The sequence below is a fragment of the Streptomyces sp. SID12501 genome, from assembly GCF_010550245.1.
Taxonomy (GTDB): domain Bacteria; phylum Actinomycetota; class Actinomycetes; order Streptomycetales; family Streptomycetaceae; genus Streptomyces.
The window spans coordinates 159,130-174,800 of record NZ_JAAGLU010000023.1 but is presented as its reverse complement, the minus strand read 5'-3'; the positions used below and the strand labels follow the sequence as shown (position 1 = coordinate 174,800).

Sequence of the window (15,671 nt, the reverse complement as noted above, 5' to 3'; positions counted from 1 at the left end):
CCTGCACCAGACCCGGGCCACCATCAGCCACTACAACCGGCGCGGCGACCCCCTGCCCACCCGCCTACGCCCCTGGCGGCAACCCGAGCAGAACCGATCACAACCTCAAGATCTGAGGCTGTAGTACCTGGCGCCCGGTGTCATCGGTCTCGATAGTGTGCAGAATCGTGCGGGCAATACGGCGGTCGCCCTCCTCGGGCGCTCGGTCGCGTGCGTTGCGCAGCCATTCCGTGGCCACCGCCTCAGCGAGGTCCTGTTGCTTTTCGGTCAGCTCGGACAGGTCCTCTGTGGCTCCTTGGCGGCCGGGCTTGAGGAAGATGTCACCGTAGAAGGCCATACGGGCCTCGCGTCGGCCCGGCCGGGCGGCGCGCCACAGTTCGTCGGCGAGCGCCGCGTCCCTGGCGACCCGCACGCCGCCTGCCAGTGCGGGAAGCCATTCCATTTCAAGCGTATCGGCCGACTTCTGCTCCTGCGCCATCCCGTGCACCAAAACGATCTCTGCCATATTGCCCCCTTGGCCCTCGCCGTTCCGGCCACACCCGAACAATGGATGTGAGTACGAGGGTGGCACCAGCAGGCGCACCGCGTCCCGGCTTCGCCGGGTTCTCCCGACAGAACAGGTGTCACACCACCTGGTGCAGCCATCTCACCGGGGCGCCCTCGCCCGCGTACCTGAAGGGTTCGAGTTCGTCGTCCCAGGGTTTGCCCAAAAGCTTGGCCAACTCGGCCTCCAGGTCCGTCTCGCCTCGCTGGGAGCGGGTGAGGGCGGCACGGAGTCGGTCCTCGGGGATGAGGATGTCGCCGTGGATACCGGTGACGGCGTGGTAGATGCCGAGGTCGGGGGTGCAGCTGTAGCGCTCGCCCTCGGCTGTGGCGCAGGGTTCCGCGGTGACCTCGAAGCGGAGCAACTGCCAGCCGCGCAGGGCCGACGCGAGCTTGGAGGCGGTGCCGACCTGGCCTTTCCAGGAGAACTCGGAGCGCCAGGTTCCCGGTGCGGCGGGCTGGCGGATCCAGTCGAGGCTGACGCGTGTGCCGAGGACTCCGGCGACGGCCCACTCGACGTGCGGGCACAGCGCGCGCGGCGCGGAGTGCACGTACAGAACTCCACGTGTCGTCACTGCAACCTCCGGACAGAGCGGGACATCTTGCGAACTGGCTGAGCACCGGTGGCGGGCAGCCGCGTTGATGGCGAGGCTACCGTGCGACGGCGCAAGGAGTGTGACGTACCGTCGGTCCCGATGCCATGAAACGCCCGCCATTCACCCAGGGGGACGCTTGTACGGGTGTGCGACGTTGCGGTGTTTGGTGCATTAGTTGTTTTCGGTTCGGGAACTGTCGTGCGTTGTTAAGGGCGAGAGCCATTGCACGCCGACCGAGGGGACCCGAAGGATGTGGAAACGAAGTCACCGTTCGCGGGCCGTCGCCGCCGTCGTGTCGGCGGCCCTGCTGGGCGTCGCCGGGTGTGGCGCCGCCGGTGGCACGTCTCCGGCTCCGGACGGCACGCGGGCGAAGGCGAAGTCGTCCGCCACCCCGACCTCCGCCTGGGACAGCAGCCCGGCCTCGCTGGCCGCCGTGGGCGACTCCATCACGCGCGGTTTCGACGCCTGTTCGGTGCTGTCCGACTGCCCCGAGGTGTCCTGGGCGACCGGCAGCGACAAAGACGTGAACAGTCTGGCTGTACGGCTGCTGGGCGCGTCCGGGGCCGCCGCGCGGAGCTGGAACTACGCGGTCAGCGGGTCGCGGATGGCCGATCTGCCTGCCCAGATGACGAAGGCCGCCGCCCGGAAACCCGCGCTGGTGACGGTCATGACGGGGGCCAACGACGCGTGCCGGGCGTCGGTGGCGGAGATGACGTCGGTGGCCGACTTCCGGTCGTCGTTCGAGGAGGCGCTGCGGACCCTGCGTACAGCCGCGCCCAGGAGCCAGGTGTACGTGGCGAGTGTGCCGGATCTCAAGCGGCTCTGGTCGCAGGGGCGGACCAACGAGACGGGCAAGGCGGTGTGGAAGCTGGGGATCTGCCAGTCGATGCTGGCCGACCCGGACGCGGTCGACGCGGCGGCGACCACACGGCGGGACGAGGTGCGGGAGCGCGTGGAGGCGTACAACTCGGTGCTGAAGGAGGTGTGTGCCACGGATCGGCTCTGTCGGTTCGACGGCGGCGCGGTGTTCGACTTCGACTTCGGGACGTCGCAGCTGAGCCCCTGGGACTGGTTCCATCCGAGCCGCGACGGGCAGGCGCGGCTGGCCGAGATGGCGTACCGCGGGGTCACGGGCAGGAAGGCGGTGACCTAGGGTTTTCCGCATGGCCCACAGATACGAACTCTTCGGCACACTTCCCGACGGCACCCCCGTCCACCGCTGGACACTGGAGCGGGCCGGAGTCCGGGCGCGCGTGCTGACGTACGGCGGGATCGTGCAGTCGGTCGAGGTTCCGGACCGATGGGGGTCCCCCCGCTCGAGCGAAGCCGAGAGTGGGGGAGGACGGGTCGTGGACGTGGTGCTGGGGTTCCCGGACCTGGCCGGTTATCTGGCGCACCCGGAGCCGTACTTCGGCGCGCTGGTGGGCCGGTACGCGAACCGCATCGCGGGCGGCGTCTTCGTACTGGACGGGCAGAAGTACCCGCTCGCGCGGAACAACGCGCCCAACTGTCTGCACGGGGGCGTCCAGGGCTTCGACAAGCGGGTGTGGGACGCGGAACCGGTCGAGCACGGGGTGCGGCTGTCCCGGGTGAGCCCGGACGGCGAGGAGGGGTTCCCGGGTCGCCTGGAGATCTCCGCGACGTACACGCTGGACGCGGCCGGGGCGCTGCGGATCGCGTACGAGGCGGTCACGGACGCTCCGACGGTGATCAACCTGACGAACCACACGTACTGGAACGTGTCAGGACATGCCTCCGGCAGCGCGGCCGGGCACGAACTGCGCATCGACGCCTCGCGGTACACCCCGGTCGACGCGGACCTGATCCCGACGGGCGTCGAGCCGGTGGCGAGCACCCGCTTCGACTTCCGTACGGAGCGGAAGGTGGGCGTCGAGTACGACCACAACTTCGTCCTCGACAAGGGGCGGACGGTGGATTCGGTGGCGGTCGCCGAGTTGTACGACCCGGCGTCGGGGCGGTTCGTGACCGTGGCGACGACCGAGCCCGGCCTGCAGCTCTACACCGCCGACCACCTGGGCGAGCCGTTCGGGCCCGGGCACGGTGTCGCCCTGGAGACCCAGCACTTCCCCGACTCGCCGAACCGGCCCGAGTTCCCGAGCACGGAACTGCGGCCGGGTGACACGTTCCGCTCGGAGACGGTGTTCGGGTTCGGGGTACGGGAGTGAGATCCATGTACCGGACTGAGACCGGTGTACGGGGCTGAGGGGCGCGGCATTCAGGGTGCCCGGTCCGTACGGGCCGCCGGCGAGCCCCGGTCCGGGAGTCAGGTCCCGGGCCGGGGCCGGCTGGTGGGGCGGACTGCCCTCGGCTAGACCGTAATCGGCGCGGTGAGCCTGCGGTCGGTGATCGAGCGGCCCACCTGGATTTCGTACGAACCCTTCACAAAGGCCCACGCGTTGGCGGACTCGTCCCAGATCTCGAAGGCGCGGCGCGGGAGTTCGAGGGTTACTTCCGCTGTTTCGCCGGGGGCGGCCTCGATCCCGGCGAAGGCGGCGAGCCAGCGGGCCGGGCGGTCGGGGTCCGACGCTTCCTGAACGGTCGGTGCGAGGTACGCCTGTACTACCTCGCGGCCAGCGCGTGCGCCCGAGTTGGTGACCCGGACGGTGACCGTCACCCCGTCCGCCCGGCTCTCCTCCGCCTCGACCGCCTCGTACGTCCAGTCGGTGTAGCCGAGGCCGTGGCCGAAGGGGTACGAGGGTGTCCTGCCCTCCTTCTCCCAGGCGCGGTAGCCGATGAACACGCCCTCTGTGTAAGGGAGTTCGCCGTCGGTCGGGGTCACCCGGGTGACGGGGGCGTCGGTGAGCGCGCCCCAGGTGGTGGGGAGCCGGCCGCCGGGTTCCTGAGCGCCGGTGAGTACGTCCGCCAGGGCCGCGCCACCCTCCTGGCCGGGGAACCAGCTCAGCAGCACGGCGGCGACCTCGTCGCGCCAGGGCAGTTCCACCGGGGAGCCGGAGTTGACGACCACGACGGTGTTCGGGTTGGCGGCGGCGACGGCCCGCACCAAGTCGTCCTGGCGGCCGGGGAGTTGGAGATCGGTTCGGTCGAAGCCCTCGGACTCGACGCGGTCGGTGGTGGCGACCACGACGACGGCGGTGTCGGCTGCGCGGGCGGCCTCGGCGGCCTCGGCGATCAGTTCGTCGGGGCCGCGCTGCGGTGCCTGGTGGCACAGGCTGAAGCCGACGGACTTCATCGCGGCGCCGTCGGGGAAGGTGACGGCGTAGGTGAGGGACACCTCGACCGGTGTGGCCGCGGTGAGTCGGACCTCGGCGCGGGGTTCGGGGTCGCCGAAGAACGAGATGAAGGGGTCGTCGCTGTCGGTGGTCTGGACGTCGTCGTAGTACGTCGTGCCGTCGACGGTGAGGATGAAGGCGCCGAGGCCCTTGATACCGAAGGTGTGCGGGCCGGTGTCGCGCGGGGTGAAGGTGCCGGTGAGTTCGACGGTGTGGAGCCGGTCGTGGGTGACGCCGTCGGGGAGGTCCGCGCCCATCCAGTTGATCTGGCCGCTGGGCGCGGAGCCGGTGCCGATGACCGTGCCGGCGGTGTCGCGGCAGACGGCGCGCAGGGCGAACCCCTTGTCGGCGACGGCGAGTTCGGTGTTCGGGTCGGCGCCGACGGCGTACGTCAGGGTGCCTTCGGGGAGGGCTGCGGTGAGGCCGTCGAGCGGGGAGACGACGCGGGCCGGGAAGACGGTGGCGGAGCCGCCGCCGAGGACGCGGGCGTCGCGGGCGGCGGCTCCGACGAGGGCGACCGTACGCCCTTCGGGCAGCGGGAGGGCGCCCTCGTTGCGGACCAGGACGAAGGAGCGGCGGGCGATCTCACGGGCCAGTGCCTCGCCGTCGACCGGTGCAGGGAGGTCGGCGACGGCGACGGCGGGTTCGGCGCCCGCCAGGATGCCGACGCGGGCGGCGAGGCGCAGTACGTTGCGTACGGCGCCGTCGAGGGTGGCCTCGGCCACGCGTCCGTCCCGTACGGCCCGGGCGAGGGGGGCGCCGTACACCGTCCTCGGGCCGGGCATGGCGACGTCGAGGCCGCCGTCGATCGCGCCCGTGGTGGAGCGGGCCGCCATCCAGTCGGAGACGTTGTAGCCGTCGAAGCCCCACTCGCCGCGCAGGACCTCGTTGACCAGGTAGCGGTGCTCGCTCATCGTCGTGCCGTTGACCGTGTTGTAGGCGGTCATGATGCCCCAGGGGTGGGCGTTCTCGACGATTGCCTCGAAGGGGGCCAGGTAGAGCTCGCGCAGGGCGCGTTCGGAGACCAGGTTGTCCACGGTGAAGCGGTCGGTCTCGGCGTCGTTGGCGACGAAGTGCTTGACGGTGGTGCCGACGCCGCCGGACTGGACGCCGTTCACATAGCCGGTGCCGATCCGCCCGGTGAGGTACGGGTCCTCGCTGTACGCCTCGAAGTGCCGGCCGCCGAGCGGGGAGCGGTGCAGGTTGACGGTGGGTGCGAGGAGCACGTGGACACCCTTGCGGCGGGCCTCCTGGGCCAGCAACACGCCTGCCCTGTAGGAGAGTTCGGGGTCCCAGGTGGCGGCGAGGGCGGTCGGGGAGGGCAGCGCGACGGAGGGGTCGTCGGCGGTCCAGCGGGTGCCGCGGACGCCGATCGGGCCGTCGGACATGACCAGGGACCTCAGCCCGATCTCGGGCAGCGCCGGCAGCGACCACATGTCCTGCCCGGCCAGCAGCCGGGCCTTGGCGTCCAGGCCGAGCCTGCCGAGAGCCGCCTCGACGGCCGCCTCACGTGCCTCGTCGCTCGATGCCTGCGATACCTGTGGTGCCTGCGGTACCTGCGGTGTCTCCGTCACGTGGGCGCCTCCTCGTCGAAGTCCATGAACGTCTCCCCGCCTCCCACTATGGCGTAGACCACTTCAGCCACGCGATACTGCGGCCGTCCGGCAGCACCCCACTGCTGTGTCCCCACGGCGACGGAAGGCTGAACTCCCTTGAATTCCCCAAGTGTTCGGATCGGCATACTCGGGCTCGCGCTGCTGGCGGGGCTCTCGGCGCCCACCACCGCCACCGCCTCCGCCTCCGCGGCCGGCACCTCGGCCGGCACCTCGGCCGGCACCTCGGCCGGCACCTCGGTCGGCACCTCGGTCGCACCCACGGTCGAGGAGCAGCGGCTCGACAAGGCCGCGCCTCAGGAGATCCTCCGGCGTTCCGGGTTCGACGCCGTGGCCCCGAAGTTCGCCCGTGCGCTCGGCGGCGCACGCTCGTACGCGGAGGCCCGCGGGCTCGTCGTACGCCAGGGAGCGGCGCTGTGGCAGCGGGCCGTCGACCGGGCGCAGGGGCGCGGGCCGGCCGGCGGCGACCTGAGCCGGGACGACGACCGGCCGCTTTACTGGGCGCGGCTCGGGATGACCCGTGAACTGCGAGTGTGGGAGCCGTCGTTCGGGGTGAGTGAGACGCAACGGGCGGCGTTGTTGGATGAGTTGGAGCGGAACTCGCGGGGGCAGACGTCGATCCGCTATCCCTGCGCCGGCGGGGCGCTGAAGCGGGTGCTCGTCACCGGGTTCGATCCGTTCACGCTCGACCGTGACATCCGGATCTCCAACCCGTCCGGTGCGACCGCGCTCGCTCTCGACGGCACGGTGATCGAGACGGCGGAGGGCCGGGTCAGGGTCGAGACCGCGGTGTTCCCGGTGCGCTGGCAGGACTTCGCGGAGGGAACGGTGGAGCGGACACTGAAGCCGTTCCTGCCGAAGGTCGATCTGTTCGCCACCGTGAGTCAGGGGCGGGTCGGGCGGTTCGACGTGGAGCGGACCAACGGGGCCTGGCGGGGCGGTTTCCCGGACAACGAGAACATCGGCCGCACGGAGACCGTCCCGGTCGGCGACCCCGCCTCACAGCCGCAGTGGACGTCAACGACCTTGCCCTACAAGGCCATTGTCGCCGCGAACACCGGGCGTTTCCCCGTGTACGACAACACGAGCGTGACCGAGATCCCGGCGGGAGGCACCGATCCCGTCGTGCGGGCATCCGGACCCACGGACGGGTCGACCGCGCGGGCCGGGGGCGGCGGGAACTACCTGTCCAACGAGATCGCCTACCGGGCAACCCTGTTGCGCGACCGGCTCGGTCTGGGCGCCACGCTTCCCGGCGGGCATGTGCACACGCCTGTGCTGCAGTTCGGGACGGGCAACACCGACCCGGCGACCGGGGCCGTGACCGACCCCGAGTTCGTGCGGAACCGGCTGGACATCATCGCCCAGGTGCGGTCGATCCTGACCGTGGCCGTGGACGCGTCCGGTCAGGATGCCGAGGCCGACGTCTCCTGATCGTCGGAGTCCTCGTCGCCGGAGGACTCCCGGGTCTCCTCGCCGAGCAGGTCGCGGGCCATCATCGTGGCGCCCGCGACCGCGCCCGGCATCAGGAAGACGGCGACGAACGGCACCAGGAAGGCCACCCCGAGCGGCGTACCGAAACCCCACACGAGCGACTTGCGGGAGCGCAACAGGGCGAGACGCGCCCGGAGTTCGACCCGGCGCCGCTGAAGGGCGACTCCGGTCAGCTCCTCGGTGAGGAAGAAGCCGGTGACGACGACGCCGATCACGGGTACGACGGTCTGCCCGACGACCGGGACGAAGCCGAGAGCGAAGAGGAGCACCGCCCAGCACAGGGCCCGTACGAGGATCCGGAGGCTGTCGCGGGCCGAGATCCACAACTCCTTGTGCAGCGGCAGGCCCGACTCGGGGGCCGTGCCGTCGGGGGACACGTCCCGGTCGACCTTCTCGGAGAGGTTCTCGTAGAACGGCTGGCCTATGAGGAGGGTCATCGCGGTGAAGGTGAGGACCGAGAGAAGCAGGGCCAGGACGAAGAGGAGGCCGGTGAGGAAGCCTCGGAGGAGACCCTGCCAGGGGCTCGACCAGTCGTCGGCGAAGGGGGTGGCCCAGGTGGTGAGGTCGGTGCCCCACAGGGCGAGGGCGGTCAGGGCGGCGAGGTAGAGGACGAGGGTGAGCAGGCCGGGGAGCAGCCCGAATCCGTACTGCTTGCCGTGTCGGGCGACCCAGCGCTGGCCCTTCAGGAGATAGCGGAAACCTGTCGCGAGATCGCTCATGGGGGAACTCTATCGGGGGCCTCCCCCAGCCTCTTCCGGCCCCTTCGGCATCCGCCGTCCGGGGCATCCGTGGCGCGGAGACCCTCTTGTTGGCGTTGAGTCGAGGAGGTACATCTCGCCGTACCGATCTCAGGAAGCACAGGAAGTACAGGAAGCATGGGAGAAGGTACGCGTGCGTCGCACAAGACCCGTTCCACCGAGCCCTGTTCTGCTCACCGTCCTCGCCGTCACCACGGCGGGCTCGCTCCTGCTCACCCCCCACACCGCCACCGCCGACCGCAAGCCCGTCACCCGTGAGGGGGTGGAGGGTGCGGGGACGGAGGCGGAGGGCGAGCGGTCCGCGGTCGGCCCGCGCGCTGCGACGGCCCCCGCCGGTGCCGCCACCCGCGCCCTCACCGCGCCCGTCACCGACCTCGCCGACAAGGGGCGCGGCTACCCCCGCGAACAGACCCTGTCCCCCGACCCGGAGAACCCGGCCGACAAGTCCATCAAGCTGGGCCTGACGCCGTACCACGCCATCGCGCCGAAGCTGAACGCCCTCCAGAAGCTGGGCGACCGGGTGAGTGTCGAGGTCGCCGGCCGTTCGGCGGGCGGGCACCGGCTGTATCTCGTCACGGTCACCGCGCCGGAGAGCGTAGCCCAGACGCGCGCCCAGGAGGGCATGCGCGAGCTGATCGAGAACGCGCCGTCTGTTGCCGCCAAAAGCCAGGCGGTCAAACGGAGTTACAAGGCGCCCGTCTTCTTCAACAACAACATCCACGGCAACGAGTGGGAGGGTACGGACGCCTCCCTGAAGCTGATCGAGCGGCTCGCGACCGCCACCGATGCCAGGACGCGGGACCTGCTCACGCACAGCCGGATCTACTTCAACATCACCGCCAACCCGGACGGCCGTATCGCCGGCACCCGCGCCAACGCCAACGGCTTCGATCTGAACCGGGACTTCGTCACCTCCTCGCAGCCCGAGGGGCGGGCGATGCGGCAGATCGAGATCGACAAGCAGCCGACCGTCATGCTCGACCTGCACGGATACGTCAACGGCACCCTCATCGAGCCCACCACTCCCCCGCACGGCGAGAACTACGAGTACGACCTCTTCCTGAAGAACACCTACGCCAACGCCCTCGGTATGGAGGCCGCGGTCAACGGCCTCGGCTACACGCCCCGGAAGGACGGCGTCGAGCCCGCCCAGATCCCGTTCCGTGATCAGGAGGAGGGCTGGGACGACTGGCCGCCGATCTTCACCCCGCAGTACGCGGCCTTCCACGGCACGGTCGCCGCGCACACCGTCGAGATCCCGATGACGGTCAACAACCGCGCCTACGACACCCTGCCGGTGGAGGAACTGCGCCGCCGCTCCGCGATCAACGTCGCCGTGGCCGGCGCGGCCATCACGGCGACTCTCGACTACGTCCAGGATCACCGGACTTCGCTCGTCGCCGACCAGATCGAGGTCTTCCGGCGCGGCGCTTCGGGGGCCGCTCAGGTGCCGGTGTCGGCGGCGACCGTCCCGGGGGTGCCGGGTATCGGGCCGGAGGACGTCTACACGACCACCTTCCCCCGTGCGTACGTCATTCCGGCCGGTGCCCCGGCCCAGCGCTCCGGGCCCGCCGCCGCCCGGCTGGTCGACCATCTACTCGCCAACGACGTCCGGGTCACCCGCGCGAGCCGCGACTTCCGGCTCGGCGGACGGCCGTACGCGAAGGGCTCGTACGTCGTCGACATGCGCCAGCCGAAACGCGGGCTGGCGAACGTGCTGCTCGCCGACGGGCGGGACATCAGCGACAAGGTGTCGGTGATGTACGACATCTCAGGCTGGAGCCTTGGCCGGTTGTGGGGCGCGACCGTCCAACCAGTCGGTGGCGGAAGCCTGTTGGGGCTGCCCGTCCGGGCGGTGACGGCGGCGACACGGGTCGGGTACGTCGCTCCGCAGGGGAAGCTGCGGCTGCGGCTGGACGACCCGCGCGAGATCGCCGCCCTCAACTCCCTTCTCCGAGAAGGGGTTTCGGTACGGCGGGCAGCGGACGGCAGTGCGATCGTCCCGGCGTCGGCGCGCAAGGAGGCGGTCGCGCTGGCCCGGACGTACGACGTGGCGTTCGACGCGACCAAGGCCGTCGGCACGGCCGCTCTGCATCGCACCCGGGTCGCGGCGGCCGTCACGCCCGGGGAGCTGTTCGCGCTGCGTGAGATGAACTTCGAGGTCACGCCGGTGTCGACGGCCGTCCTCAACGCCGGTTTCGACTGGTCGGGGGTGGATGTGCTGTTCGTGTCGCAGGGCGTGGAGTACGAGGGCCTGAACCCGGCCGCCCGTACGGCACTCGACGCCTTCCTCGGCTCCCGGGGGCTGGTCGGCCGGGGTGCCGACGGGGCCGCGCTGAACTCCGCCGCCGGGCTGCTGGCGGCCGAGCTGGTCGAGGGCAACGGGGACGCCAACGGCGTTGTCCGGGTGGTGAATTCGGGTCACAGTCTCGTCACCGGCGGGGCGCCGGACCACGGGTTCGTCTATGCGCCCGTCTGGTTCACGGACCTGGGCCCCGGGGTGCGGGTCGACCAGTCGTACGGGACCGGGAATCTTCTCGTCTCGGGGCACTGGCGGCCGTTGTCGGACGGGTCCGGGGGTCCGGCGGCAGCGACGGGACAGGCGTCGGTGGTCAGCGGGCCGCACGCGGTGCTGTTCGGCACCGAGCCGCTGTTCCGGGATCACCCCAAGGGGGAGTTCGCACAGGTGGCACGTGCTTTGCTGAGCGTGCCGACCACGACGATCGGTACGTCGAGCGAGGAGAGCCGATGACGCAGGAGACCACCGAGGCAGCGGGACGACTCGTCCGGGGCACGGTCACCGAGGGCTTCGAGGCGGTGCGGGAGGAGTTCACTGCCTTCGTCGCCGGTGAACTGCCCGACTACGAGGGTCAGTTGTGCGCGTACGTGCACGGCAAGCGGGTCGTCGACCTGTGGGCGGCCCCGGACAGCGAGCCGGACGCGGGGCCGGACAGCCTCTACGGCGTGTACTCGTCCACGAAGGGCGCCGCCCATCTCGTGGTCGCCCTGCTGGTCCAGGAGGGCACTCTGGAGCTGGACCGCAAAGTCACCTACTACTGGCCGGAGTTCGCCCCGGAGGGCAAGGCCACGCTGACTCTGCGCGACCTGATCTCGCACCGTGCCGGTCTGGTCGGCGCCGACGCCGGTTTCACTTTGGAGGAACTGGCCTGCGACCGGCTGATCGCCGAACGCCTCGCGGACCAACGCCCGTTCTGGCGCCCGGGCACCGCCTTCGGCTACCACGCCCTGGTCATCGGCGCGTTGACCGGCGAGATCGTACGGCGCGCGACGGGCCGTACGCTCCAGGAGGTTCACGAGGAGCGAGTGCGGGCCCCGTACGGCCTGGACTTCCATCTGGGTCTGCCGGAGGCGCTGGAGCCGCGCTTCCGTACCGTCCAGCCGATGCAACCGACGCCTACGGAAAGGGAGTTGCTCGACTCGCTGCCCTCCGGACCGCACACGCTCGCGTCGATCGCCTTCAACCGGAATGGGGTCGAGCCCACCGACATCGAGTCGCTGCCCAACCACCGGCTGGTCCGAGCCAAGGGTCCGGCGTCGGTCGGCGGGGTGGCCTCGGCGCGTGGGCTGGCCGGGCTGTACGCGGCGGCGATCAGCACGGTCGGCGAGCACGCGCCGCTGCTGAAGCCGGACACGGTCGCGGAGTTCGGCCAGTTCCACTCGACCGGCTACGACCTGGTGGCCCGGGGCCACAAGTCGTTCGGCCTGGGCTTCCAGAAGACCGCTGACGTGGCCTACCCGTTCCTGGGTGCGGGCACCATCGGTCACAGCGGCGCGGGCGGCTCGCAGGCCTTCGCCGACCCGCACAGCGGTCTGGCCTACGGCTACACCCGCCGTCGGTACGCCTTCCCGGGCGGAGCGGCGCCGGAGAACGAGCGGTTCGTACGGGCCGCGCACAGGGCTGCGTTGCGCGGCTGAGCCGCTCTCCCGTTCAGCGGAGGAGGCCGCACCCCACGTCCAGGGGTGCGGCCTCGGTCGTACCGTCAAGAAGGCGATGAAGAAGGCAGCACAGAAGGCCTGTTGGCTCAGAACTTGACGATCATCTTGCCGGTGTTGTCGCCGCGCAGGACCCCGAAGAACGCCTCCAGGTTGTTCTCGATGCCCTCGACGACCGTCTCGCGGTACTTGAGCTCGCCGGAGCGGACCCAGGCGCCGACCTCCTCGACGAACTGCGCCTGGAGGTCGCAGTGGTCGCCCACGAGGAGGCCCTCGATGCGGCCGCGGGTGGCGATGAGGCGGGCGAGGTTCTTCGGGCCGGGGGCGGGCTCCGTGTTGTTGTAGACGGAGATCATGCCGCAGATGGCGATACGGCCGGCGTGCTTGAGGGAGCCGATGGCCGCCTCCAGGTGGTCGCCGCCCACGTTGTCGAAGTACACGTCGATGCCGTCTGGGGCGGCCTCGCGGAGCTGCGAACCGACCGACCCGTCCTTGTAGTTGAAGGCGGCGTCGAAGCCGTACTCCTCCACCAGCAGCTTGACCTTCTCGTCCGACCCGGCGGACCCGATGACCCGGGAGGCGCCCTTGAGCTTGGCGATCTGCCCGACCTGGCCGCCCACCGCGCCGGCCGCGCCCGACACGAACACCACGTCGCCCTCCTTGAAGGAGGCGGTGCGCAGGAGGCCCGCGTAGGCGGTGAGGCCGGTCATGCCGAGCACACCGAGGTACGTCGACAGCGGCGCGGCCTCGGCGTCGACCTTGACGGCGTCCTTCGCGTTCACGGCCGCGTACTCGCGCCAGCCGAGGAAGTGCAGGACGTGGTCGCCGACGGAGAAGCCCTCGGCGTTGGAGGCGACGACCTCACCGACGGCCCCGCCCTGCATGACCTTGCCCAGCTCGAAGGGGGCGACGTACGACTTGGCGTCGCTCATCCGGCCACGCATGTAGGGGTCCACGGACACGTACAGGTTCCGCACCAGCACCTGGCCCGCGCGGGGCTGCGGGACCTCGGCCTCGACGAGGGCGAAGTCCTCGGCCTTGGGCCAGCCGACCGGACGGCTGAGCAGGTGCCATTCGCGGTTGACGGTGGGGAGGGTGGGGGTGGGTGCGTCGGACATGAGGGGGGCCTTCCGGTGCGGCTCAGATGTTCAGGCTCACTTGTTTCACCAACTGAAACAATAATGCTCCTGAATATTTCATGGTGTCAAGTAAAGAGGTAGCCTGGAGAGCATGGCCACACCGGAGAAGACCCGCCGCCGCGATCCCCTGACCCTGGAGGTCATCGACCTCATCGGCGCGGTCGTGGCCCGCTACCACGAGGAGTACGAGGAGGCGGCCACCCAGCACTCCCTCACCGGAGCACAGGCACGCCTGCTGAGCCTGCTCTCCCTGGGGCCGCTGCCGATGCGCCAGCTGGCACGGAAACTGCGGTGCGAGCCGTCGAACGTCACCGGGATCGTGGACCGGCTGGAGTCCCGGAACCTGGTCGAGCGACGCCCCGACCCCTCGGACCGCCGGGTGAAGCTGGCCGCCTGCACGGACGAAGGGCTCCGGGTCGCGCGGAGCCTGCGCGACTCCCTGGACTTCGCCCGGGAACCACTGGCCGGGCTGTCCGACGAGGAACGGGTGCTGCTGCGGAGCCTGTTGCTGCGGATGGTGGAGGCGTAGTCGCAGGCATGAGCGCCGACGCAGGCATGGGGCGCCTTTACGTTCCATGAGGGGCTGCTGTGTGTTGGCGATGAGTTGAACGAAATTGTTGACGATTTAGTCGCCACCGAATTACGTTCGCATGCGCAGACACCCCCTCACAGCTCCGAGGAGACATCGTGAAGCGCAGGACCGTAATCGGAGGACTCGGCGCGGCCGTCGCCGTCCCGGCGATCGCCACGTTCATGAGCAACGAGGCCATGGCATCCGGGGCGTCCACGTCGTCGGCATCCTCGTCCTCTTCCGGTGCGCTCGTCTTCGACAAGGACGCGTACACCGAGCTGACCACGACGATCACCACGGACGCCGGCGACAAGTCGGTGACGTACCACTTCTACAAGGCGATCACGTACGTCACGAACCCGGTCGACGAGAAGTACCAGAGCCTGAACGTCAGCGTCCCCGTCAAGATCGACGGTACGGCGGTCGACGCGACCCGCGCGCCCATCCTGTTCGCCAACTCGGTGGGCGGATACATGCCGTCGTCGGTGGCGGACGCGACCGGAGTGGGCGGCGCCGAGATGACCGGCACGCCCGGGGGCGGCGCCCCCACGGCGTCGGCATCCGCATCCGCCTCGGCGTCCACCGGCTCGGGCGAGGTGGAGTCCGGCGGCAACGCCCAGGTGGACGGCCAGGGCGGGATGGTGAGCAACGCCAAGCTGGGGCTGGCGGCTGGGTACGTGGTCGTGGAACCGGGGGCGCGCGGCCGTACGCTGGTCGACTCGTCCGGCACGTACTACGGCACCGCGCCCGCCGCGATCGTGGATCTGAAGGCCGCCGTGAAGTACGTCCGCTTCAACAAGGGCCGTATCCCGGGCAACACCGACCGGATCGTCTCCTCCGGTACGAGTGCCGGCGGCGCCCTGTCCGCGCTGCTCGGGGCGTCGGGCGACAGCCCGCTCTACGCCAAGTACCTGAAAGCGCTGGGCGCGGCCGACGCGAGCGACGCGATCTTCGCCAGCGGCGACTGGTGCCCGATCACCGACCTCGAACACGCGGACATGGCGTACGAGTGGAACTGGGGCGCCAACAAGCTCGGTTCGGGTTCGCTGGTGGACCAGACGGTGTCGAAGGAACTGAGCACCGCCTTCACGGAGTACCAGGCGTCGCTCAAGCTCCGGGCGAAGGGGTTCGGCGCGCTGACGGCCCGCAACCTGGACGACCACCTGCTGGAGACCTACCTCCGGCCGGCCGCCACCAAGTACCTCAAGTCCCTTTCGGAGACGGCTCGTTCGACCTACCTGGCGGCGAACACCTTCATCACGTGGGCGGGTGGGAAGGCGACGTTCACCTGGGCCGACTTCCTGACGCATGTGGGGGCGCGGAAGAAGGACACACCGGCGTTCGACGCGTTCGACCTCTCCGCCGGGGAGAACAACCTGTTCGGCGCGGGGACGACGCAGGCCCGCCACTTCACGCTGTACAGCCTGCGGCACGAGGGCAGCGGCAGTGCGCGGCTGGCCGGTGACCTGCCCGAGAAGCTGACGCTGATGAACCCGATGCCGTTCCTCGCCAAGCGGAATCCGTCGCGGGCGAAGCACTGGTGGATCCGGGTCGGTACGAAGGACAGCGACACGTCACTGTCGGTGGTGGGGAACCTCGCGGCGAGCCTTGAGGGGCTGGGGGACGACGTGAACGCGGCGATGTACTGGGACTCGGGGCACGGGGCGAACGACGACGCGGCGGACTTCATCACCTGGATAGCCAAGGTGACCGGCCACAAGACCAAGGTCACGACCAGGACCAAGTAGCCGT

Annotated in this window: 12 protein-coding genes; 7 read left to right on the top strand and 5 right to left on the bottom strand. The window is 70.3% G+C overall.

The window, feature by feature from the left end; genetic code table 11:
- Positions 1 to 97: 97 nt before the first annotated feature.
- Together G3I71_RS27020 and G3I71_RS27015 are read right to left on the bottom strand one after the other, a co-directional pair.
- Positions 98 to 505 (bottom strand): hypothetical protein, encoded by a 408-nt coding sequence (locus G3I71_RS27020; RefSeq protein WP_164318210.1) that lies wholly within the window; start codon positions 503 to 505, stop codon positions 98 to 100.
- 118 nt (positions 506 to 623) lie between these two features.
- A complete protein-coding gene (locus tag G3I71_RS27015; protein ID WP_006374635.1) occupies positions 624 to 1,118 on the bottom strand; it encodes a DUF3145 domain-containing protein in 495 nt (164 codons plus the stop codon).
- Between the two features lie 271 nt (positions 1,119 to 1,389).
- Between G3I71_RS27015 and G3I71_RS27010 the strand changes: the two genes are divergently transcribed.
- Both G3I71_RS27010 and G3I71_RS27005 read left to right on the top strand, forming a co-directional pair.
- Complete coding sequence (locus G3I71_RS27010; protein ID WP_164318208.1) at positions 1,390 to 2,292, top strand: SGNH/GDSL hydrolase family protein; 903 nt, start codon at positions 1,390 to 1,392, stop codon at positions 2,290 to 2,292.
- Positions 2,293 to 2,302: 10 nt separating this feature from the next.
- Positions 2,303 to 3,325, top strand: a complete 1,023-nt coding sequence (locus G3I71_RS27005; RefSeq protein WP_164318206.1) for an aldose epimerase family protein — start codon at positions 2,303 to 2,305, stop codon at positions 3,323 to 3,325.
- A gap of 143 nt (positions 3,326 to 3,468) precedes the next feature.
- Here G3I71_RS27005 and G3I71_RS27000 read toward each other — a convergent pair whose 3' ends face one another.
- Entirely contained in the window at positions 3,469 to 5,964 is a 2,496-nt protein-coding gene (locus G3I71_RS27000; protein ID WP_164318204.1) for a glycoside hydrolase family 3 C-terminal domain-containing protein, read from the bottom strand.
- Positions 5,965 to 6,102: 138 nt separating this feature from the next.
- On the opposite strand from G3I71_RS27000, the gene G3I71_RS26995 reads away from it, so the two are divergent.
- A complete protein-coding gene (locus G3I71_RS26995; RefSeq protein ID WP_164318202.1) occupies positions 6,103 to 7,437 on the top strand; it encodes a pyroglutamyl peptidase in 1,335 nt (444 codons plus the stop codon).
- Here the strand turns inward: G3I71_RS26995 and G3I71_RS26990 are convergent.
- Complete coding sequence (locus tag G3I71_RS26990) at positions 7,410 to 8,216, bottom strand: EI24 domain-containing protein (RefSeq protein ID WP_164318200.1); 807 nt, start codon at positions 8,214 to 8,216, stop codon at positions 7,410 to 7,412. The genes G3I71_RS26995 and G3I71_RS26990 overlap by 28 nt on opposite strands.
- Positions 8,217 to 8,388: 172 nt before the next feature.
- Between G3I71_RS26990 and G3I71_RS26985 the strand changes: the two genes are divergently transcribed.
- Both G3I71_RS26985 and G3I71_RS26980 read left to right on the top strand, forming a co-directional pair.
- Entirely contained in the window at positions 8,389 to 11,007 is a 2,619-nt protein-coding gene (locus G3I71_RS26985) for a M14 family zinc carboxypeptidase (protein WP_164318198.1), read from the top strand.
- A complete protein-coding gene (locus G3I71_RS26980; protein WP_164318196.1) occupies positions 11,004 to 12,191 on the top strand; it encodes a serine hydrolase domain-containing protein in 1,188 nt (395 codons plus the stop codon). Before G3I71_RS26985 ends, G3I71_RS26980 begins: the two co-directional genes overlap by 4 nt.
- A 107-nt stretch (positions 12,192 to 12,298) precedes the next feature.
- Here G3I71_RS26980 and G3I71_RS26975 read toward each other — a convergent pair whose 3' ends face one another.
- Positions 12,299 to 13,327: an NADP-dependent oxidoreductase gene (locus tag G3I71_RS26975; RefSeq protein ID WP_164318195.1), complete on the bottom strand. Its 1,029-nt coding sequence runs from the start codon at positions 13,325 to 13,327 to the stop codon at positions 12,299 to 12,301.
- 112 nt (positions 13,328 to 13,439) lie between these two features.
- On the opposite strand from G3I71_RS26975, the gene G3I71_RS26970 reads away from it, so the two are divergent.
- A complete protein-coding gene (locus G3I71_RS26970; protein WP_164318193.1) occupies positions 13,440 to 13,877 on the top strand; it encodes a MarR family winged helix-turn-helix transcriptional regulator in 438 nt (145 codons plus the stop codon).
- A 158-nt stretch (positions 13,878 to 14,035) separates the two neighbouring features.
- Positions 14,036 to 15,667 (top strand): subtype B tannase, encoded by a 1,632-nt coding sequence (locus G3I71_RS26965; protein WP_164318191.1) that lies wholly within the window; start codon positions 14,036 to 14,038, stop codon positions 15,665 to 15,667.
- The last annotated feature ends 4 nt before the right edge of the window (positions 15,668 to 15,671 follow it).